The organism is Colwellia sp. D2M02 (assembly GCF_018860755.1).
Taxonomy (GTDB): Bacteria; Pseudomonadota; Gammaproteobacteria; order Enterobacterales; family Alteromonadaceae; genus Colwellia; species Colwellia asteriadis.
The window spans coordinates 13,112-35,587 of sequence record NZ_JAHKPW010000043.1 but is presented as its reverse complement, the minus strand read 5'-3'; the positions used below and the strand labels follow the sequence as shown (position 1 = coordinate 35,587).

The 22,476-nt window shown below is 38.1% G+C and carries 17 protein-coding genes; 7 read left to right on the top strand and 10 right to left on the bottom strand.

Annotated elements, in window-relative coordinates; genetic code table 11:
* Positions 1 to 123: 123 nt before the first annotated feature.
* On the bottom strand, positions 124 to 705 hold the full coding sequence (locus KO495_RS06795) for a bacteriohemerythrin (RefSeq protein WP_215979649.1): 582 nt from the start codon (positions 703 to 705) through the stop codon (positions 124 to 126).
* A gap of 316 nt (positions 706 to 1,021) precedes the next feature.
* On the opposite strand from KO495_RS06795, the gene KO495_RS06790 reads away from it, so the two are divergent.
* The 3 genes from KO495_RS06790 (at position 1,022) to KO495_RS06780 (ending at position 2,447) form a co-directional block, all read left to right on the top strand.
* Positions 1,022 to 1,429 (top strand): VF530 family DNA-binding protein, encoded by a 408-nt coding sequence (locus tag KO495_RS06790; protein ID WP_215979648.1) that lies wholly within the window; start codon positions 1,022 to 1,024, stop codon positions 1,427 to 1,429.
* Positions 1,430 to 1,472: 43 nt separating this feature from the next.
* Positions 1,473 to 2,105: an alpha-ketoglutarate-dependent dioxygenase AlkB gene (locus KO495_RS06785; protein ID WP_215979647.1), complete on the top strand. Its 633-nt coding sequence runs from the start codon at positions 1,473 to 1,475 to the stop codon at positions 2,103 to 2,105.
* Positions 2,106 to 2,258: 153 nt separating this feature from the next.
* The gene (locus KO495_RS06780) at positions 2,259 to 2,447 is read left to right on the top strand and encodes a hypothetical protein (protein ID WP_215979646.1); all 189 of its coding nucleotides are present in this window, start codon (positions 2,259 to 2,261) and stop codon (positions 2,445 to 2,447) included.
* Here the strand turns inward: KO495_RS06780 and KO495_RS06775 are convergent.
* The 3 genes from KO495_RS06775 to KO495_RS06765 all read right to left on the bottom strand — a co-directional run bounded on the left by KO495_RS06775 (position 2,444) and on the right by KO495_RS06765 (position 6,764).
* Positions 2,444 to 3,025: a hypothetical protein gene (locus tag KO495_RS06775; RefSeq protein ID WP_215979645.1), complete on the bottom strand. Its 582-nt coding sequence runs from the start codon at positions 3,023 to 3,025 to the stop codon at positions 2,444 to 2,446. The genes KO495_RS06780 and KO495_RS06775 overlap by 4 nt on opposite strands.
* 136 nt (positions 3,026 to 3,161) lie before the next feature.
* Positions 3,162 to 4,409 (bottom strand): multifunctional CCA addition/repair protein, encoded by a 1,248-nt coding sequence (locus KO495_RS06770; RefSeq protein ID WP_215979751.1) that lies wholly within the window; start codon positions 4,407 to 4,409, stop codon positions 3,162 to 3,164.
* Positions 4,410 to 4,601: 192 nt separating this feature from the next.
* Positions 4,602 to 6,764 carry a TonB-dependent receptor gene (locus tag KO495_RS06765; RefSeq protein ID WP_215979644.1) on the bottom strand — a complete coding sequence of 721 codons (2,163 nt, stop codon included), beginning with the start codon at positions 6,762 to 6,764 and terminating at the stop codon, positions 4,602 to 4,604.
* Between the two features lie 285 nt (positions 6,765 to 7,049).
* On the opposite strand from KO495_RS06765, the gene KO495_RS06760 reads away from it, so the two are divergent.
* The 3 genes from KO495_RS06760 (at position 7,050) to KO495_RS06750 (ending at position 13,112) form a co-directional block, all read left to right on the top strand.
* Positions 7,050 to 8,705 (top strand): AAA family ATPase, encoded by a 1,656-nt coding sequence (locus tag KO495_RS06760; protein ID WP_215979643.1) that lies wholly within the window; start codon positions 7,050 to 7,052, stop codon positions 8,703 to 8,705.
* Positions 8,706 to 8,863: 158 nt separating this feature from the next.
* Positions 8,864 to 10,903 (top strand): HAMP domain-containing sensor histidine kinase, encoded by a 2,040-nt coding sequence (locus tag KO495_RS06755; RefSeq protein WP_215979642.1) that lies wholly within the window; start codon positions 8,864 to 8,866, stop codon positions 10,901 to 10,903.
* A complete protein-coding gene (locus KO495_RS06750) occupies positions 10,896 to 13,112 on the top strand; it encodes an EAL domain-containing protein (protein WP_215979641.1) in 2,217 nt (738 codons plus the stop codon). The genes KO495_RS06755 and KO495_RS06750 overlap by 8 nt, the downstream gene beginning before the upstream one ends.
* A 135-nt stretch (positions 13,113 to 13,247) precedes the next feature.
* Here KO495_RS06750 and leuD read toward each other — a convergent pair whose 3' ends face one another.
* The 5 genes from leuD to KO495_RS06725 all read right to left on the bottom strand — a co-directional run bounded on the left by leuD (position 13,248) and on the right by KO495_RS06725 (position 20,019).
* Complete coding sequence (gene leuD, locus KO495_RS06745) at positions 13,248 to 13,859, bottom strand: 3-isopropylmalate dehydratase small subunit (RefSeq protein ID WP_215979640.1); 612 nt, start codon at positions 13,857 to 13,859, stop codon at positions 13,248 to 13,250.
* A gap of 74 nt (positions 13,860 to 13,933) precedes the next feature.
* Positions 13,934 to 15,349 carry a 3-isopropylmalate dehydratase large subunit gene (gene leuC / locus KO495_RS06740; protein ID WP_215979639.1) on the bottom strand — a complete coding sequence of 472 codons (1,416 nt, stop codon included), beginning with the start codon at positions 15,347 to 15,349 and terminating at the stop codon, positions 13,934 to 13,936.
* Positions 15,350 to 16,453: a 3-isopropylmalate dehydrogenase gene (gene leuB / locus KO495_RS06735; RefSeq protein WP_215979638.1), complete on the bottom strand. Its 1,104-nt coding sequence runs from the start codon at positions 16,451 to 16,453 to the stop codon at positions 15,350 to 15,352.
* 33 nt (positions 16,454 to 16,486) lie between these two features.
* Positions 16,487 to 18,049, bottom strand: coding sequence for a 2-isopropylmalate synthase (gene leuA / locus KO495_RS06730; protein WP_215979637.1), 1,563 nt, complete (start codon positions 18,047 to 18,049; stop codon positions 16,487 to 16,489).
* 434 nt (positions 18,050 to 18,483) lie between these two features.
* Positions 18,484 to 20,019: a capsule assembly Wzi family protein gene (locus tag KO495_RS06725; RefSeq protein WP_215979636.1), complete on the bottom strand. Its 1,536-nt coding sequence runs from the start codon at positions 20,017 to 20,019 to the stop codon at positions 18,484 to 18,486.
* 251 nt (positions 20,020 to 20,270) lie between these two features.
* Between KO495_RS06725 and KO495_RS06720 the strand changes: the two genes are divergently transcribed.
* The gene (locus KO495_RS06720) at positions 20,271 to 21,317 is read left to right on the top strand and encodes a CDP-glycerol glycerophosphotransferase family protein (protein WP_215979635.1); all 1,047 of its coding nucleotides are present in this window, start codon (positions 20,271 to 20,273) and stop codon (positions 21,315 to 21,317) included.
* Between the two features lie 60 nt (positions 21,318 to 21,377).
* Here KO495_RS06720 and KO495_RS06715 read toward each other — a convergent pair whose 3' ends face one another.
* Complete coding sequence (locus KO495_RS06715; protein ID WP_215979634.1) at positions 21,378 to 22,463, bottom strand: glycosyltransferase family 4 protein; 1,086 nt, start codon at positions 22,461 to 22,463, stop codon at positions 21,378 to 21,380.
* Positions 22,464 to 22,476: the final 13 nt, after the last annotated feature.

The following is a 22,476-nucleotide window of genomic DNA, read 5'->3' as shown; positions in this document are numbered from 1 at the left end:
AAAAAGCTGCAAAAACAATATCGAAAGCTCAACAACCCCTAATCAATAAGTCGAAAATAATGGCGAGGAGCAAGCAATAAAGTTAGCAACAGTACTAACTTTATTAATAAGGACATTTCAGGCTTAGTTATTATCAAACTCGTCAGCACCAAGCTTTTGTAAGTAGCGGCTATATTCTTTATCAGATTCATTAATATGGTTAATAAGCCAGAATGTTATCAAATTAGTCACTTGTTTTAATGAATCGTGTCCTTGTTCATTATAAATATGTGCATATTCTTCGACTTTATCAATCATTGCTTGATGTTCTTCTTGATGTTCAGCAAGACCTGGGTAGTCATAATCTGCCATCAATTTCTCTTCTCGTTTAAAGTGATATTTGGTGTAGCTGACTAACTCTTCTAGTGCTTCTCGCTCAAATTCTTCACACTGAGCATAATCGTAAGCAATACTAAATTGATTCAATAAGTGTAAGAGTTTTTTATGATCTTGGTCGATGTATTCAATACCAATACTGTAATCATCACTCCATTTTATTTGTTCAATATGCTTTTGCCTGAGTAGCGGCATCAATGCTAAAGCGACGATTAATATCCAAGGGACAGGGTTTGTTAAGCTTGACCATAGGCCTAAAATAATGGCAGAGACAAGTAAACTGACAATAATGATAAAGCTGAGAGATTTATTACGGCTATTAATACTCACGATATTGACCTTGTTGTATTTTATATAGTTTAAGTAGAGCTTATGCTCTACAGTGGTCTTTATATTAATTGCTTTATAGTGGTACTTTATTGATTTTAATCAAGTTAACTTATTAATAACTTAATTAATAAGAAAGAGACTGTAGGTTCTAATGTACAGTGGCGTTTATTCTTGAGTTAAACATCAACTTTTATAGCAACAGTGGTATAATTCATTACTTACATACTGTGTTAACTCGAAAGCAATAGTCGTTAGTGATAAAGCTAACCAAAAAAGCGAACCAAAGAGTTAAGTAAAAAGTGAACTAGGAAAATAAATGAGCGATAAAGAGATATATAAAAACAACCCACTGCACGGTACAAAATTAGAAACAGTACTCAACGAATTGGTTGATCATTATGGCTGGGAAATCTTATTTGCTTATTTAAATTTGAACTGCTTTAAAACCAATCCAAGTATTGAGTCGAGCATCAAATTTTTAAAGAAGACCACGTGGGCACAAGAGAAAGTTGAAGCTTTTTATATGTATCAATACCACAGTTTACCTAAAGCGAGTGATGACCAGTTTTTATTACCGCCGCGTGATCGTATTGTGCCACATGGTTTAGAACAAAGACCGCCAAAAGAGTTAAGCCTTGAAGATGCTGAGCGTTTACGTATTAAAAAGGCCGAAAAAGCCCGCGATAGAGCACCAGCAGACCCTTGGGCACACTTTAAAAAGTAGTAGAGTAAGCTTCATTCTCTCGAGTTTAGCTTAAATATACCTTATGGACTTATTCTCCCCGCGACTAACTCAGCCTATTAACCTTTTACCTTATGATGGCGAGGTAAATTACTATGGTGAAGTTATAGCGTTAGAACAGGCGGAACATTATTTCTCAGCGCTACTTAAGTTGTTAGCGTGGCAATGCGATCAAGCAATGATCTTTGGTAAACTGATTGAAACAAAAAGAAAAGTCGCTTGGTATGCGGATACCTTAAATGGTCAAGCATTTGAATACACCTATTCAAATATTACCAAACGATCACTGCCTTTTCCTGATGAATTATTAGCGCTAAAAAATTTAGTCGAAGTTGAAACTGGAGAGCAATACAATGCTTGCCTAGCGAACCTTTATCATAATGGTGAAGAGGGAATGGCTTGGCATAGCGATGGCGAAAAAGACTTAAAAGAGCAGGGAGCTATTGCTTCTTTAAGTTTTGGCGCTGAACGAAAATTTGCGTTTAAACATAAGCAAACGAAAGAAGTTGTCGCTTTACCTTTAAGAGCGGGTAGCTTATTAGTGATGAAAGGCATTACACAAAAGCACTGGCTACATCGTTTACCTCCGACAAAAAAAGTTCATACTCCTCGAATAAACCTTACTTTTAGAACCATAGTGAATGACAGGCTGCGTTAATTGGCTTAAAAAATGCTTCAAATAAGTAAGCTTGCATAACGGCCATTTAATTGTAGATTGCGATGCTTTTAGTTTAGCTTAATTCAGTTGGCTATTTGCTAGATAGCAACCAAGCACTTAGCGTTAAGCATCGCATGACCTAAGGGGATTGTCATGACTATTGAAAAGCAGCGTCATTATTTATTAAACGGTAATCGCGCTATTATCTATATTTCAAGCTTGATTGGCGTATTTTTCGACGCCAACCTTGCTTACCTTCTAGCACTAACATTATGGGTATGGTTAGAGCCGCTTTTATCACTTGAATTAGCGTTGCTTAAGCTATTAATTCAGCTTCACTAAGCACTTAAGTGTAGGTATGAGTTACTGCTTGGCATCATAATACTGTTATAAATGTTGGTTTGTTGCTGGCTTAATGATTGTCCTTGGTGATTCATCGTCTCGCTAGTGACACCATTTAGCCCAACAGCAGCGTTTGACACATTATGCTTTAACGACTTGACGTTATCATTAATAGTAGGTACTTGTTCTATAACACCTTTTACTTGTTTATGTAAGTCATACAGCTCAGTATAAGCACTTGTTAACGTGCTAATAGCACTCACGTTATTTTTATCATGATTGTCAGTGTCTACTTCACCATCCGTTGCCGTTTCTATGTAAATATCAAATAACTTTTGTTGTTGAGCATAATAAGCGCGAGTCAGGTCAATATCTTTAGCTGTTTTATAATTCGATTTTATTTGCTCAACGTGCTCTTCTCGCTTTGTTTCAGTATACGATTGTAATGTGTTTTGCTGCTCAGGTGATAGTAGATCTTGCATACTAGGCTGTGCACTCACCATAGTATTAGTTGATATTTGATTTTGGCCAACAGGATAGTGTTGAGTATTTACAGAAGCGAGTGTTTGAATAGTCATTATCGTCACCAAGTCACATTAGGTAGTGATTAAAGGATAAGCGAGATGAGATAAAAGAGTTGTTGTGTTTTGTAAACTACAGGCAATAATTTGTTGTTTTATTGAGCGGCAAGTTACACTTGACGCTCAATGGTATCTAGTGATTATTTTGGGTTGTTGAAGGTTGCTCGTCCTTCACGGCTTGAATAGCTGCTAGCCTTGCTGTAGCCATTGCCTCTTTAATCGCAATGCCTTTAAGCCCTTGTTCAACAAACACTTTAGCATTAATATTTTTTGCAGCAAGCATAGCTTGTTTTAAATACTCCTCTTGTGGGTAAGCTTTATCTTCAAAGCCCAAACGACCAAGAAAGTCGGCTTTACATGCTAAAATAAAATCATCAAACTCCTCAGGTTTACGCCACACATCGAGTTGGTTAAATATGCGTAATAAGGTGCTTGCTCGGAGCTCAAAGGCCTTATGACAATGTAAATGATGTTCACATACCTTAAGGGCAAGTTGTTTGTAATGGGTTGGTACTTTTAATTGACGGCAAATCTTTTCAACTAAAGGTAGTCCCGATTTTTCATGTCCTCTATGGCTAGGCCATTGCTCTGCGGGCGTTATCCCTTTGCCTAAATCATGACACAATGCTGCAAAGCGCACTGAGGTTTTCGGTGAAAGTAATACCGCCTGTTGTACAACCATCATTGTATGTATACCACTGCAAATTTCAGGATGCCACTGTGCAGGGTTTGGTACGCCCCATAATACATCTAACTCAGGCCATAGTACGGCTAACGCTTTACATTGGTGTAAAACATTGAAGAATATTTCAGGGTGGTCTTCCGTTAAACTGCGCTGCATTTCTTGCCAAATGCGTTCAGGAGTTAATGCACTTAACTCACCACTTAGGCTTATTTTAGTCATTAATTCCAACGTTTCATTGGCAATGGTAAAGTCATAGCTATAATAACGAGCCGCGAAACGGGCTACTCTTAATACACGCAGTGGGTCCTCAATAAATGCATCGCTGACATGACGAAGTACTCTGTCGTTAAGATCCCGTTGTCCATGGTAGGGATCAATAATATGGCCAGCTTTATCCATTGCCATGGCATTGACCGTTAAATCGCGACGCTGTAAGTCTTGTTCTATCGTAACATCAGGAGCAAAGTAGCAACTAAAACCAGTATAGCCTTGGCTTTCTTTACGCTCTGTTCTGGCTAGAGCGTATTCTTCTTTGGTTTCAGGGTGGAGGAAAACAGGAAAGTCATTACCCACTTGTTGATAGCCTAAGGCAAGCATTTGCTCAATACTCGCACCTACAACTAAATAATCTCTATCTTTGATCGGGCGCTCTAATAGTTTATCGCGAACAGCGCCGCCAACAAGGTAGGTATTCAATGACGTATCTTTATTTATCATAAGGCCTGCAACTAAACTCCAGTAAGGATAATATTTTTGTTAAGTGACTACTTTATCATAATTTAAGTGTACCCGAACTTAAGAAAATCGCGTAGGTAATAAAAAAGCAGTTACCAGGGGTAACTGCTTTTTAACGGAGGTCTTAGTTAAGATAATTTGGTTTTTCTTAGCTTAGAACTGGTAATTAACACCAATATTGACAGTAGTACCTAAACCTTTAATGTTGTAACCGCCATAAGTATAGCCTTGTGATTTGGTTGGGTAGTAATCTTGATTAAATAAGTTTTCTACCCCGATAAATGCAGACCATTGTTTTGCGAAATCATAATTACCACTTAGGTTAACAATTTGGTAGCTATCAATAGGTCCTTGGTCACCAACATATTCACCATCAATGGGGTCAAATCGTTTTCTGTCACCTACATAAAGGTAGTTAATCGCTAAACTGGCGTTATCAATAGGTTGCCAGTTTAGGTTTATTGTTGCTTTAGGGGGATTGATTTGTTTTGCACCAAGGTAAACATCAGCAGCAGTATTCTTACCTTCAATCCAGCTATAAGTTGCATTTAAAGCTAAGTTATCACTAATCGTATAGTTTACTAATGCTTCATAGCCCCAGATTTCTTGTGGTGCTCTAACGGGGACGTAAATCCCTGTTACTGTGTCAAACTTGTTAGTTGTGCCTAATTCAGAGGTACTTCGGTAAGCTGAAAACTCTAAGTGAAGTTCTTCAAAATCTGAAGTGAAGCCTACTTCATAGCTGTCAATGATTGACGCTTCTGTATGAATGAGTGAAATATCTGTTACGGTGGCGGTTCTCAGTAACCTACCTGTATCTGAAATATCAGCGCCTTGAGAGTAACTAATAAATGGGCTGAATTTTTCTATTGCATTGTATTTTAAGCCAATATTGTAGGTTGTTGCTTTATAATTTAAGGTGTCTCCCGTAACATCAACAGGTACTGAGCATTGCGTTGGCTTTTTGCACAATTTAAGTGTGCTGTAGTTGTCTACAGTTAAATCAATATTTTCATGTCGAATACCCATTTTAAGCACTAAATCATCGTTATAGATTAATTTAGTTTGGAAAAAGCCAGCTAAGTTGCTCATATCCATTTCCGGAACCCAAATTCGTCCATCAACCATAGGTTGTGAGGTGACGTCATTAAGCGCATCAATACCATAAATGAATGTTGTATCAAGAGTGTTGCCACTATCAAAAGTAAAATCGGCTTGGGTATTAAGGGTAACGCGTAAACCTTGTTTCTCAGAGTTAATTAATGATTGCCCACCATCGTAACCTTCACTTTGGTTTGCTAAGTTTGATGAATAGAAAAATATGTTCTCTATTTCTTGGCTATATAAGTCAATTACTAATTGTGTTTGCTCAAATAACGCCTCGTCCACATACTTCACCATAACGTTATGGTTACTAGGCCCTTGAGGGTCACCTTGTACTGTTTGACCAGGGGCAAGTGGCACGGCTTGAGTCTTTTCACCTAAACTGAGTTTGCCAACTTTATCAATTAAGTCGACATCTTGTTTTGATTGATAGAAGTTATAAGTAAATTGCAGAGATTTTTCATCATCAAAGTGATAACCCAACTTGGTAAAGTAGTTCTGCATTACCGCATCAGATAAACCGTATTTTAATCCTAGGATATCGCCATCGGCATCACGCTGTAGGCCATTTTCTTCGTAGCTGGCATTTAATACATAGGTAAAATTGTTTACTTCGCCATTAATGCCACCCTCAAAACGTGTACCTACTGAATCATCAAGCTCTACCGCGCTAAAACGGCTTGAAACACTAGCATGACCACTTAGTTTTTTGTCGCTATTTGCTTTTTTAGTGATGTAGTTTATTACACCACCTGCAGCTCCGTTACCGTAAACTGATGTTGCCCCTTTAATAACTTCAATACGCTCTATTACACTGGCATCTAGGCTGCGTACACCTAAAGAGCCATTTCTCAATGGAGTTGATTGCGGTACCCCATCAATCATTATTAAGGGCGCTCGACCTCGTAAGGTTTGACCGGAATTACTTGATGTACCTGTACTTGGTGCCATCCCAGGTACTAAATTTGCTAATAAACTCTGAATTTCTGATGAAACCTTAAGCTGTTCGGCAATTTGTTTTTGCGTGATAATGGTGATAGATGCAGGTACTTCATCAATGCTTTCAGCGATTCGGCTGCCAGTGACAATAATACGTTCGATATTTTTTAGATCGTTATCGCTATCTAATACTTCTTCTTGTTTGTTGGTGCTTGCACCGTGTACCTGATTGGCAACCAATAAAGCAATTAGACTTAATGTTGTTTTTAACACGTTACTACTCTCGTTAAGTTGTTATAAAATATAATGCGCATGTTAATGGTAATTGTTTTTATTTGCAATGGTGGTTTTTGTATTTACTCTAAAATACTATTTAACCGGAATTCGATGTATGGACTCAACCAATCGACACCCGTAGATTGGTGTCGACCAAAACAAACCCATACATCGAGCCCTACTTATTTATTTAAGATAATCACCTTAAGTATTGGTGATGCTTTGACATCTATATAACAAGTGAGTATTTTTAGCCTGTCTTTTTATTTTGTAGTTAGGGTTATGTACCGAAATTTTTTCTCGTTAAGTGAACTTCCTTTTTCAATATCTCCTAATCCTAAGTACTTATTTATGAGCGATAGGCATAAAGAGGCGCTAGCACATTTAACTTATGGGTTAAGTGAAACTGGCGGGTTTGCATTACTTACCGGTGAAGTTGGTACAGGTAAAACCACCATTAGTCGTTGTTTACTTGAACAGCTGCCGGAAAACACCCAAACTGCTTTTATTTTGAATCCTACACTTTCAAGCTTGGAGCTGTTGGCGACTATTTGTGATCAGCTAACGCTAAACTACGATAAGTCAGCGGCAAGTCTAAAAACGCTGACCGATAAAATTTTTGACAAGCTATTACAAAATCATCAAGCCAATATTAATACGGTATTGATTATTGATGAGGCGCAACACTTGCAAGTAGAAGTGTTGGAGCAGCTTAGACTGCTAACTAATTTAGAAACGGATACTAAAAAACTGTTACAAGTTATTCTAATAGGGCAACCTGAACTACAACAGTTATTACAACGTCGCGATTTAAGGCAATTAGCGCAGCGTATAACGGCTCGTTATCACCTAATGCCACTCACCAAGGCTGAATTAGCACTATACGTTAAGCATCGCTTATATATTGCGGGTTGCCAACGAGTGTTATTTAATGCTGGCGCATTAGCTAAAATACATCAGTTATCACAAGGAATTCCCAGGCTTATCAACTTATTATGCCATAGCGCATTAATGCACGCTTATAATAATAACGATACGATTGTTAGTAAAAAAGCCGTTCAAAAAGCAGCAGAGCATACCTTAGGAGACGAGCTTTATTCGGGACAAAAAAAATCTAATAGCCTTGGTACCGTTTTAGCTACTTGCAGCGTAATAACGGGAGTTATTGCTATTGGTGCCGTCAGCTTTTGGTTGGGCCAAAGTGAGAGTCCGTTAGTGGTAACGCCATCATTATTAAGTGACAAAGCCGTTATTGAAGAAGCGACAATAACTGAGCCGCTAATAGAGCTAACAGCCACTAAAAACGCTTATAGTGAACACAGTAAAAGCAATGAAAACATAGCCAATGAACCTTCAGCAGAGCAAAACACAAGTTTGTCAACTAGCTCTAACAGTAGTGAAATTGCCGCGTTATTATCTGTTGAGCAGGAGAGCTCTGATATTGCGAATGTTGCACCCGTTGATGAAAGCGGCAACGAAAGCATTAGAAATGCCAAAGCTGAAGAACAATCTTCAGTCGATGACTCATCGCCTGTAGAAAAAACAGATGACTATCAAGTTGAAGGGGTAGATGGAACATCACCTGAGTTATTAGCATTGTTTCAAGCTGCAGTTAAAGAAACGCAGCAAAGCGTTAATGGCAATAATCATAAACCAGTTGAACCAGCAGAGCATTTGTCGAGTGTCGATAGAGCATATCAAAAGGCTCAGCCTTTAACGCAATTATCAGCAAGTTTTCAACAATCGTTGCCGAGCTTGCATTTTACGCAACATATTTACTCTTCAGACGGCCAAGGCTGGGTTAATGTAAACGGTCGAGATCGTTATGAGGGTGATAGTATTGCAAATGGCTTAATACTTGAAAAAATATTACCTCAACAAGTTATTTTAACTTACCAAGAACAAACATTTACTATGCCAGCTTTAGTACATTGGTAATTCTAGGTAGTTAGCTTGAGAGGTGTGTTAACATTATTTAGCTCTAAATATTTGGTTAAATTAAGTTAATTTATAAAAAACTTACAAAAATGAGCAAAATACCAATCATTAACTAAACTTAATAACAATAATTTAATTACACAGTATTAGGTTTTTTGATGGTTACCAAACGCCAGTCTATTGCGACTAAAATTAATGTTATTTTAGTCGGTATCTCTTTTGTTATTCTTATTTTTTCTGCAACGATTATTTACCTTAGTTCTCAAATTAGCAGTGCAACCGATAAGGTCGTTAATTACGACTTACCTGAGGCATTAAATAGCTTAGCTATGTTAGAAGAGTTGGGTGATATGAACTCTAATTTATTAGAGTACTTACTAGGAGAAGAAGAAGAGCAGCAGGAATACTTTGGCAATTATGAGGAGTTTATTCGTTTCCGAGATTTAATCCCAAAAAATATCAAAGAAAACGGTGAAGTAGATAAAGTAATGCGCTTGGTTGAAGGCCATAAAAAGCAAGCTGTTTCACAAGTTTTTGAGGTATATCATCCTGAGCAGGAGCGAAATGCGGCTAGAAAAATAAATAACTTGCTTATTAATGTCGGCAAACCATTAGAAGAATTGCTAGACAAAATGAAAGAAGATGAAATTGCTGATGTCGGCTCTAGCAATAACCCCTTAGATGTAATTAATGATGATTTACCAGGCGTACAATACTATTTAGAGTTGGTTGACGAGGCTGGGGACATGCTAGCTGATTTAGATCGCTTTGTTCTTGATGATATTAATGCTAAGCAAAGTTTTTTTAATAACGCCTTACAGTTTGAAAGTTACTTAATTAAGTTAAAACCGCTAGAACAAAAGCCACAAGAGGTTATTTATCTTAATGAAATAGAGCGCTTATTCTTAGAACTCAAAGAGGGAGGCAAAGAAATATTTGATCATTACCAAACTCATAACAAAGCGCTTGCAACTAAAGCAATCGATAATTTAGAGCACCAGAGCTTTAATGTAGCAGAGGATATACTAGACACGTTATCAAGTGCTGCCCGTCAAAAAGTACAATTATCGATGACAGATTTATCCATAATATCGAGAAATATTTCTATAGTTTTAGCCATATCGGCGTTATTCATTATTGGCTTAATTACCAGTGTTATTTTTTATGCGCGTAAAACTATTTTTACCCCATTAGCTCAAGTAACAACGGCAATAGATAAGCTACGTAGGGGGGAACGCAATATTGAGCTTGGAAATTATACACGTCAAGATGAGCTCACCGACATCTTGGCAAGTTTACAAGATTTTCAAATAGAGTTAAGTGAATTAGATCAACTGCGAGCAAGTGAGCAGAAAATACAAACAGAATTGCTTACTGAAAGAGACAATGCTACGCAGTCTTACAAGCAGTTAAAAGAAACACAATCAAAGTTAGTTGCTACTGAAAAAATGGCTTCTTTAGGTACTTTAGTGGCAGGGGTTGCCCACGAAATTAATACGCCGCTAGGGGTTAGTGTGACGATGGCAAGTACATTGTCTGCTAATTTAAAGCAGTTCTTAACCAAAGTTAAAACTGGCGTACTCAGTCGAAGTATTTTAGAGAAGTTTGAAACTGACTCTCAACAATCAGTCAATTTATTGGAGAGCTCCTTACAAGATGCTGCCGAGCTTATTCACAGCTTTAAGCAAGTGGCAGTTGATCAAACAAGTAGTAAACGACGTGAATTTAACCTACTTGAAACGATTAATGAAATCGTTGCGACGTTACATCATAAAATCAAACGTACTGGGATTAAATTGTCGGTAGAGGGACCTGAAAATATTATGATGGATAGCTTTCCTGGTCCACTAGGGCAAGTTATCACTAACTTATTTAATAATGCGGTATTGCATGGTTTTGAGGGTAAGGCTGAAGGTGAAATTCATATTCGCTTCAGCGTCATAGCTAAAAGAGAAGTAAAAATCCTTTTTGCTGATAACGGTAATGGCGTTGAGAAAGAGAATATTAAAAAGCTTTTTGATCCTTTTTATACCACAAAACTAGGTAAAGGCGGCTCAGGTCTAGGGCTAAATATCGTGCATAGTATTATTAGTGATTTAATGGGAGGGAGCATTCACGTGGAAAGCAGGATAGGAACAATATTTGAAATTAAATTACCATTAATCGCACCTGAAAAAAAGGAAGATAACAATGAGTGATTTTATTTTAAATCTTATTGATGACGATGAATCTGAGAGCATTGATAATACAGAAAGTGAGCATTCTTGGCTCATTGCTATAGTTGACGATGAAGAATCTGTGCACGATGTAACTAAACTTGCTTTAGCCAATACAAAAATTCAAGGACGAAATGTTAAGTTTATTAGTGCCTATAGTGGTGAAGAAGGCTACAAACTGCTTGAAGAACACCCCGATTGTGCTGTAGTTTTACTGGATGTCGTTATGGAAAGCTCAGATGCAGGTTTGGTTTTAGCTCAACGAATTCGCCATGAAATGAAGCGAACAAATTTGCAAATAATTCTCCGTACCGGACAACCAGGTTATGCACCTGAAGAAGAAATTATTACCCAGTATGAAATTAATGATTACAAAACTAAAAGTGAGTTAACACGTGACAAGCTATTTACATCTATTGCTACTGCAATACGATCATTTAGTCACTTACAAGCATTAGAAGACTCAAAAAGTGGTTTGAAAAATGTAATTCATGCTTCAGCGAGTTTAATGAAAGAACGCTCTATTCATGAGTTTGCTAGTGGTGTTCTACAGCAAATGAATGCCCTATTTAACCTCACCTCTCAAGGGATATTTTGTGTTTCACAAAGGCCACTTAATGGTCCTTTTGCGATAGAAAAGTCTACAAATGATAGCTTTCTAGTGGTTGCGGCAACAAGCCAATATGATGAACTGTTTGGTAAAGATATATACGAAGAATTATCTGGCGTCGCGCCTCAACTTGCGCAGCAAGCACTCGAGAAAAAACATCATATCTTAGAGGATAAAATTAGTGCGCTTTATTTAGCGACGCCTTCAAATTGGCAAGGGGTTGTTGTTATTGAAGGCACATTAGATCTATCAGATATTGATGAAGAGTTACTTAAAGTTTTCTGCTTGAATATTGCGATTGGCTTAGAAAATGCTAAGTTTTTTACTCACTTAAACAGGTCAGCTTATTACGATTCATTAACAGATGCCTACAACAGAGAAGGGCTTATTCACTTTGCTCGAGAAGTACGCTCGAAAGCTAAAAGCTCTTTAAGTTTATATATTATTGATATTGATTATTTTCACGATATTGTCGATAGCCTGGGATTTGAATTCGGTAACGATGTTCTTATTTCTATGGTTTCAGTTTTGAAAAGAGTTTTTTATAAAAATGCCAGTATTGCTCGTTTACATTCAGATGTTTTCGCCGTATTGATAGCTGACTCAACATGGCAGCTCAAGCAATTGATTGTTGAATGTTCTCGACCGTTTGTATTAGGCAGTAGTTCAATGCGTTTAGGGGTGACCTTAGGTGAGGCTAATTGTAATGCTGATGATGATTTTGATGCTGATATGCTTATTCGTCACGCTAAAATGGCATTGAAAGTGGCAAAAGAAAGTAAACGCGGTATGGCGCAATCCTTTGAACCTAAATTTGAGGAAGAAACCATTCATCGTTTAGGTATTTTAGCCGAGTTTAGGAAAGCACTTGCCTATAATGAACTGTTTTTAATGTTACAACCGAAAACATCAATGAAAACAGGTGATGTTGTTGGTTATGAGGCATTAATACGCTGGCAGCATCCGCAGAAAGGTTTAGTGCCACCTAATGCTTTTATTCCAGTAGTAGAGCAAGCAGGGTTATATTTCGAATTGGATATGTACGTATTTCGTAGCGCTTTAAATATTGTTAAAGATTACCCACAAATTACGAAACCAATTTCAGTGAATATTTCAGCTAATTCATTACACCACCATGATTTTATTGATGAGCTGAAAAAAATAATTAAAGAAGAAAGTGCCGACTTGAGTCGTATAGAGTTAGAGATAACCGAAAACTCATTAGTACGAAGTGACATGGCTATTTTACACTTGAACTCGTTAAAAGAACTAGGCTTTGTACTGTGTCTTGATGATTTTGGTGCGGGTTATTCGTCACTTGCTTACTTATTAAAGCTACCGCTTGATGTGATCAAAATAGATCGCGCCTTTATCAGCTATATAACCGAAGATCGTAGTGCATTAGCATTGCTAAAAGGTATGCTGCAAATTTGCAATGACTTGAGTAAAAAGGTGGTAGTAGAAGGGGTTGAAACACAAGAGCAGGTTGACTTGCTAACTCAATATGATGTTGATATCGCCCAAGGTTTTTTCTACTTCAAGCCGATGCCTGTACTTGAAATTATAGATAAAGCCTTATAAATATGGTGTTTTGATGATAAATGAACGCATAAAGTAAACCCCAAGAACAGTATTGTACTTGGGGTTTATTTATAGCTTTATGACAGATATAGCGATATCGTTAGAAAGCTTGAGCTCAGGCAGTTAACTTACACTTTATTGCCAAGCAGGCATTTGCTCTTCAAAAGCTTTAATTTTATCTAGCTTATTTAATGTCCAACCCACGCTATCTACGCCATTTTCTAAGCTGTATTGTTGAAACTCGCTTAATGAAAAAGCGTACTCTTTTACAGAGTTGTCAGCAAGTACACAACTTACTTTATTGTTAGGTAGATCAACCTTTAAGGTTAATTGTGCATTAGGCGCTAATTGAAACAGCTCTTCAACTTCAGCTTCAGTCAGTTGAATAGGTAAAATGCCAATGTTAATACAGTTACCGTAAAAAATATCAGCGAAGCTTGGGGCAATAATCACCTTAAAGCCGTATTCTTCAATGGCCCATGGCGCATGTTCACGACTTGAGCCACAACCAAAGTTTTCACGTGCGAGTAAAATGCTGGCATCTTTATATTCTGGCTTGTTCATAACAAAGTCAGGATTCACTTGTGTGCCTTCATGATCTAAATATCTTCTTTCATGAAATAAGTGAACACCAAAGCCAACACGTTCAGTTTTTTGTAAAAATTGCTTTGGGATGATTTGATCGGTATCAACGTTAGCGATATCTAATGGCACAACCAAGCCAGTATGAGTGTTAAATTTTTCCATTTGCCTTCCTAAAAAATTTTAAGTCTTTATTTCTTAAAGCTATTTGATGCAATTAAATAGCAAAAAGACAATTGTTATGCGTTTAAATCAACAAAGTGACCAGTGATTGCAGCAGCAGCAGCCATTTCAGGGCTAACTAAGTGTGTACGAGAACCTCGACCTTGGCGACCTTCAAAGTTACGGTTACTGGTCGAAGCACAACGATCACCTGCGCCAAGTACGTCATCGTTCATGCCTAAACACATAGAGCAACCGGGTAAGCGCCACTCAAAACCTGCGTCAGTAAATACTTTATCTAAGCCTTCTTTTTCAGCTTGTTCTTTTACACGGTATGAGCCCGGAACGATAATAGCATCAACGTTAGCTACAACTTTTTGACCTTGGTAGCGTTGCACAATGCTTGCTGCAGCACGTAAATCTTCAATACGCGAGTTTGTACAAGAGCCAATAAATACTTTGTTTACTTGGATGTCTGTTATTTTGGTACCCGCTTTTAAATCCATGTACTCAAGTGCTTGCTTACAAGACTCTTGTTCAACCGGATCACTAAAGTTATCTGGCGAAGGTACGCTACCGTCAACGCTAACTACTTGTCCTGGATTAGTTCCCCATGTTACTTGTGCTTTAATGTCTTTAGCTTCAAGGGTGATGACCGTATCAAAAACAGCGTCAGCATCAGAGCGTAAGTTTTTCCAGTCGATCACGGCTTGCTCAAATACTTCGCCTTTAGGTGCGTATTCTTTACCTTTAACATAATCAAACGTGGTTTGATCTGGTGCAATTAAGCCTGCTTTTGCGCCAAATTCAATACTCATGTTACAGACTGTCATGCGCTCTTCCATACTTAACGCTTCAATGGCTTCACCACAGTATTCAACGACATAACCCGTTGCGCCAGCACTACCCGTTTTACCGATAATTGCTAGGATAATATCTTTAGCGCTAATGCCTGCACCAACGTGACCATTAACTTGAATTTTCATCGTTTTTGCTTTGTTTTGACGCAAGGTTTGCGTAGCAAAAACATGTTCAACTTCTGAAGTACCGATACCAAAGGCTAGTGCGCCAAAAGCACCGTGAGTTGCGGTATGTGAGTCACCACAAACAATAATAGTACCTGGTAACGTTAAACCTAACTCAGGCCCCATAACGTGGGCAATACCTTGGTTTTTATGACCCATACCAAAGAGTTGAATGCCAAATTCTTTACAGTTTTTTTCTAATGCGCGTAATTGATTTGCTGCGCCTTCACCTGCAGCGTCAATTTTAATTGAACGCGTTGAAATATTATGATCCATGGTCGCAATAGTACGTTCAGGATGACGTACTTGGCGATTATGAAAACGTAAGTTGGCAAAAGCTTGTGGCGAAGTCACTTCATGAATTAAATGACGATCAACATAAAGTAACGGTGTTTCACCCGCTTTTTCTTCGACTAAGTGAGTTTGCCATAATTTTTCATACATGGTTTTAGGTGTGGCGTTGCTCATTTACGCTTCCTCTTTATTCTGGGCGATAATCTGTTGGCAAATAAAGTCGCCAACTTCGCTAGTTGTTTTTGCATTACTTCTTTGTGCTGCAGGTAATAAATCAGCCGTTAAAACCCCATTATCTAAAGCTGCTGCTACTGCATCTTCAATGGCTTTAGCTGCGGCATCTTTATTTAAGCTATAACGTAGCATTAAGGCTGCTGATAAAATTTGTGCGATAGGGTTAGCAATACCCATACCTGCGATATCTGGAGCGCTGCCACCTGCCGGCTCGTACATGCCAAAGCCTTGTTCATTTAAGCTTGCAGAAGGTAATAAGCCCATAGAGCCAGTAATCATGGCGCAAATGTCTGATAATATATCGCCAAATAGGTTAGGGCATAGCATGACGTCAAATTGGTTTGGATCACGAACTAATTGCATCGCTGCGTTATCAACATAAAGGTGCTCTAATTCAACTTCAGGGTAGTCAACGGCTACCTCTTCTACTACTTGACGCCATAATTGGCTTGTAGCTAATACGTTAGCTTTATCAACTGAAGTTACTTTATTATTACGCTTTTGCGCGGCTTGAAAAGCAAGATGAGCAATACGCTTTATTTCACGGCGTGAATAAAACATTGAGTCAAAACCTGTTTCTTCTTCGCCTTCGCCTTTACGACCTTTTGGTTCACCAAAGTAGATATCACCGGTTAATTCACGAATCACCAACACATCAAAACCTTTTGATGAAATGTCACTGCGTAATGTTGATAACGATGAAAGAGCAGGCTGTAAGGTTGCTGGTCGCATATTACAAAATAAATCGAAGTGACCACGTAAGCCTAATAATGCACAGCGCTCAGGTTGTTCAGTTGGCGGTAAGTTAGCCCACTTAGGGCCGCCGACGCTACCAAATAAAATGGCATCGCTGGCTTCACAACCAGCCATGGTCGAATCAGGTAAAGCATTACCATGGTTATCAATAGCGGCTCCGCCAATATCGTAATCTTTAGTATTGATTTCAATATCAAATTTATTGGCGACTGCAGCTAAAACTTTTTTTGCTTCAACCATGACTTCTGGACCGATACCGTCACCGGCTAAAATTGCTATGTTGGACATTTTGAAAACCTTTTATTTAATTCTTTTATATAACTATGCTTGTTTTGCTGACTTCAAATCAGCAATGGTCATGGCGCGGCGAATACTATTTAACGCATGAATTAGTGCTTGTCCTGATGCTTGAATAACATCAGTTTCTAAGCCGTAACCATGAAAGTTTCGCTCTTGCCATGTAATGACTAAGTCAGCTTGGCCTAAACCATCTTCACCTGAGCCTTTATTGGAAATTTTGTAATCTGTAACTTCAAAGTCGATATCAACTGCTTGTTTAATTGCGCGGTATAATGAGTCAACAGGGCCATTACCCGTTGCCGAAACAATTTGTGACTCACCACCCGAAGCTAATTTAATGCTTGCCGTTGAAAAATCGCCACTACCAGCGTGGACGTTGATTTGCTCAATAACGTAATGATCTTGTAAGTCTTGTTGTTGTAATTTAAATAACATCGCTTCTAAGTCATCATCAAACACTTGGCCTTTTTTGTCGGCTAAGGCTAAAAAGTCTGCGTATAACTGTTCAATGTCATAATCAGTTTCTTGGTAACCTAAGCTTTCCATACGGTGCTTAATTACATGGCGACCGCTGCGAGAGGTTAGGTTTAACTTGGTTTTAGCAATACCGACACTTTCTGGTGTCATAATTTCATAGGTATTACTCGCCTTTAACATGCCGTCTTGGTGAATACCTGAAGAATGACTAAAGGCGTTACCACCGACAATAGCTTTGTTAAGTTGTACCGGCATATTACATACCGTACTAACTAACTTTGATACACGGGCAATTTCTTGATGGTTGATGTTAGTTGAAACCCCTAATAATGCTTGACGGGTTTTCATGATCATCGCTACTTCTTCTAATGAACAGTTACCAGCGCGCTCACCAATACCGTTAATAGTACATTCAATTTGACGAGCACCTGCTTGTACTGCTGCCATTGAGTTAGCAACAGCTAAGCCTAAGTCGTTATGACAATGTACCGAAATTACGGCTTGATCAATATTAGGTACGCGGTTAAATAAATTCGTAATAATACCTTGAAACTCAAAAGGTAGGGTATAACCCACGGTATCTGGAATATTTACTGTAGTCGCCCCCGCTTTAATCGCGCTTTCTACCATGCGGCATAAATTGTCGATTGGTGTACGACCAGCATCTTCACATGAAAACTCAACATCGTCGGTATATTTACGTGCATGTTTTACCGCATGAACAGCCATAGCTTCAACGTCAGAAAACTCTTTACGTAGTTTTTGTTGTACATGAACATCAGAAGTTGAAATAAAGGTATGAATACGAAATTGATCGGCAACCTTTAGCGCTTGACCACAAGCATCAATATCTGCTTCAACAGCGCGAGCTAAGCCGCACACGCGGGCGTTTTTAATGGTACGGGCTATTTGCTGTACTGAATCAAAATCACCAGGTGATGATACTGGAAAACCTACTTCCATTACATCAACTCCTAAGCGCTCAATGGCTAAGGCAATTTGTAGTTTCTCGTGTACTGATAAACTTGCATTTAAGGCTTGCTCGCCATCGCGTAACGTAGTATCAAAAATAATGACGTTGTCGTTAGGTGTTTCTATGATGCTCATCTGGTGTCCTTTAAAATATTTGATCTGTACTGTGTGTCTCTATACCAATCGAACTAATTAATCCGTTTGGTATTAGTTAAGCTAACGAACGCATAGACGTAAAAAAACCCGCGTTAGTTAGCGCGGGTTTTTATTTTCTTTTTACTTGTATGTATTTCTCGAAAGAGAATCTAGTAAATAAACAACAAAAATCTAGCCGCGCATGTTAAGTGCGAGCAAGAGGTTGAGTGATGTATGTTTAATTAATCTAGTCATTGGTTAGTTTTTATTGTTAATTGATACAGCAAGTAATTAATCTGAAAATAATTTAATAAATATTCGCTAAAGCGAGAGATTTATTCAGTGGTATATTAATAGCGCATTTACTCAATAAGTGTCAATAGCTTTAATCGTCTAATTTAGTTCATATTCTTTTATAGCGCGCGGATTAGCCGTTATAAATTATACTCTATAGTTAAAGATGCGTTGACCTCATTATTATTCATACTGGTGTCAACAAAACTTGAACGACTAACATCAACCCCTAAAGTGAAACGCCATTGTTGATAGCTATGTTGTAAGTTGCCAGATAACATATACATTTTTTCAGAAACAGCGGTTAATGGGTTACCAATAAGTGGGTTTGTTGGGGCTTTATCGTGGTTATCGTAATTTAAGTCAAGGTAGCGAAATTTAGTCGTCATACGAGTATTTGCACCTAATTGAGAAATAGCACCTACAACAACTGTTTTAGCATCGTTATCATATAAATTACCTAATGTTCTTCCCTCATAACGCATACCTGTTTTATAAATATGGTGTTCGTAATAACAATCGCCAATATCGGCTCTGCCATTGAGGGTTTCGCAAATTTGGTAGGTGTCGGTATATTCAATATAAGCCGTAGTTGGTAGCGAAAATAAGTTGATATGCATATCAACCCCACCTTGATATTTAGCTTTAGTTACCATACTCCAACTACTTGAGTTATCACCATCTTCAGCAAAATATTGTCCGTAAAGTGCAAGAGGCGTATCAAAAAGGTTAAAAGAATAGCGCGCATCAAAGCCAGCTTGTTGGTTACCTGGCTCTTGCTCTGCGCTACAGTCTAAACCGCCAGCTGAACAGTTATCTTTACCAATTAATAAATTCCAAAAGGTGCCTAAATCTTGTGGTCGGTCTTTGCCACCCCATTGAGCTATACGGGTAATACCAATTTCTAAGTTAGTGAATGGTTTGAAGTTAAAGCGAAAGCCCCATAAAAGCGCGTCATCAATAACGCGACTATCATCCATTTTTCCCATAAAAGTGGTGATTGTCCAAGGAATGTCAAACTCGGTAAAAGGAATAGTAAATGCCTCAGCCGATTTACGGGTTAACGAAACCGCTGTCATTGGACGCGCATTATTACTCAAGCTTAAACTACTGTCCCAGCTTGGGCCAAACCAACGGTCTTGTTTGCCAGCTGCAATAACCCAATTACCAAAAAAAGCGGCAGCATAAGTGTTATCCCAGCGTTCTTTATCTTGGTTTTCATCGGCATTTGCGTAATAACTAAATGAAACGTTAGTTGCAAAGTTACCAATCATAGTAGAGGTTTGTACTTGTAAACTATTGGTATCCCGATAGGTCTCACCGAAACTAGTAAAACGCGTGTCTTCAATACCTAGTTGCGCTTTAACACGTGTCTGATTACGGTTAGCTAAGTTAAATTGGTGCTTAATATAGTAGTAGGCTTCTTTTTGACTATCAGTTAAGTGGCTCACCGTCACTGACTTAATATCGCGATTAATATCATGCCACATCAAAGGGTAGGTAGTGACTGGCGTAACAATATGACCAGAATCGGCTAGTAATTGAATATTAGCTTTTAAATAAATATCAGAGGTGTCAATCCATGGCTCAGCCACCGCGGGAAAAACCATCACTAAATTAGCACTAGCAATAGTTGTCAATAATAAGGCATTTTTTTTTATCGAAGAGATCATCATGGGAAAATTTAAGCTTACTCAATTCGTTTTGTTAATATTGATAATGACAAGCATGGCAGTATACCGATATTCATACAGTTATTGATTTTTTTCGTTCAAATAAATGTATAAAAAATGTAATTTATTAACACACTGTTTGCTTACCTTTCAGTAATGTTAATTCGGGTAGCCAAAAAAGAGAGTATACTTATTTTCATCATCTTTATATAGCGTTATCATAGCGGTATACCCCAGCTACTGATAGCCTTTTAATGAGTACTAAACTTGCCAAGCACTATTTACTGTATATTTCTCAGAATTACTCTTATGCGATATTAAGACCATTGCAAGCGGCCATTTTAGCGCGCGGTGATAAGGTTGCTTGGTTTTTAGAGGGTGATGAAGTTAACCCTGACTATTTACTACCTGAAGAAGTGCGCTTAATGAGCGTTAACGAAGTGGTGAGCTTTAATCCTGTTGCGGTTTTCTATCCGGCGAATATAGCTCCGACATTTTTACCCGGTATTAATGTTGCCGTTTTTCATGGTTTTGATGCTGGAAAGCTCGATAAAAAAGGTAATAATGATCACTTTAAAGTAAGAAACTGCTTTGATTTATATTGTACTCAAGGGCCTAGTACAACGGAGCCATTTTTAGCGCTAGCGCAACAACATAAACACTTTAAAGTAACGCAAACGGGCTGGTGTGCATTAGACAGTTTATATTCACCTAATGACGTAAAGCCTCAAGCTAAAAAAACAATTTTATTGTGTTCTACTTTTTCGAAAAAATTATCGTGTGCACCACACTTGTTTGAAAAAGTGAAGGCGCTAAGCGCTACAGGAAAATGGCAGTGGTTAGTGCAATTTCATCCCAAGATGCCTCAAGAAATTGTCACGCAATATAAAACATTAACGAGTGAATATTTAACTTTTGTTGAAACAGATAATATCATTCCACTATTACAGCAAGCTGATGTGATGGTATGTGATACTTCATCAGTGTTGATCATGTTTTTATTATTGAATAAGCCAGTGGTTACCTTCAACAATATAGCGCCAGATAGCTACTTGTTAGATATTGATGACCCAGACATGTTAGAGCAAACAATTGAATATGCGCTTGATAGACCTGCCCAGTTGATGCAAAAAATAAACGATTTTACCGCCAATACCCACCCTTATCATGATGGTAAGTCATCAGAGCGCGTATTAGATGCGGTAGATGAAGTGGTTTCAGGGAAATTGAACTTGAAACGTAAGCCGTTTGATTTTTTTCGTCAATTTAAAATGCGCAAACGATTAAATTATTGGCGCTAGGCTCAGCACGCGAGTTTAGTTCGGCTAAGCTCGCGCTAAACAGCTTAATCATTTGTTATTTTAATCAAGGCAAGACTGAAAGAAATTAGCCATATCCTGAGCCGTTTTTTGGTGGGACATTTTTGTTTCAATAGTTTGTTTTGCTTGCTCACTTAAACGCTTAAGCAGAGGATGATTTTCTTTTAGTAGTGTGATTTTTTCGGCAATGGCTGTACCGTCGCCGATAGGTACGACAAAACCATTAACGTTATCTTCAATAATTTCCATTGCGCCTTCATTAGCTGAAGTTATGACAGGTGTACCACTAGCAAGTGACTCTAATACAACTCGAGGTAAGCCTTCTCGTTCAGAAGGAAGCACTAACACATCACAAGTGGCAGCTATTTCTGGCACATCGCTTCGAAAACCAGTTTGAATAATATGTTCATTCATTCCTGTTACTTTTATTGCAGAGCTAAACGGCTCGCAGTCAAAATTATCGCCGACTAAAATTAATTTGATATTTGGCACGTTTTTGAGCTCTGCCATAGCATCAAGCATATATTGCATGCCTTTGTAGGGTCTAGGGCTACCAATACAAACAATATTAAAGTTAGTTGAATTTGTACTAAGGCTCTCTAAAGTAACGGGGGGCTGATCATACCAAGCAGTATCATGGCCTTTATAAATAGTGCTCACGCGCTGTTTAATGCCTACTCTTACTTTAGTGAGAACATGTTTTTTCACCGCATTAGAAACACAAATATAACCATTAATTCTTGGATGCAGGGTGCATAAATAGTTACTGGGATCTGTTTTATACATACCACCAGTGGTTCCACGGTAAGCAACCATTTTAGCATTCGTTCCAATGCAGGCAAAAGCCGCATTAGGTATACCATTGGACTCGGTTGCATACATAATATCAATGTTGTGCTTTTTGATATAATGATGTACTTGTTTGATTACTGCCAAGCTGTATTTTTTTAAGGAAGCGAGTTCTATTACCTTTAAGCCTGCTTTCAAGTAATCTTGATAATAGGCATTGGTTTGACAAGTCATAATGGTAACATCATGACCTGTTTTGGCTAGGCTAATATAACACTCAGCCTCAGGGCGAACCGCGTTATACGAACGCCCTCTGTTAGGGATAACTAATATTTTCATTTTAGGAATATTT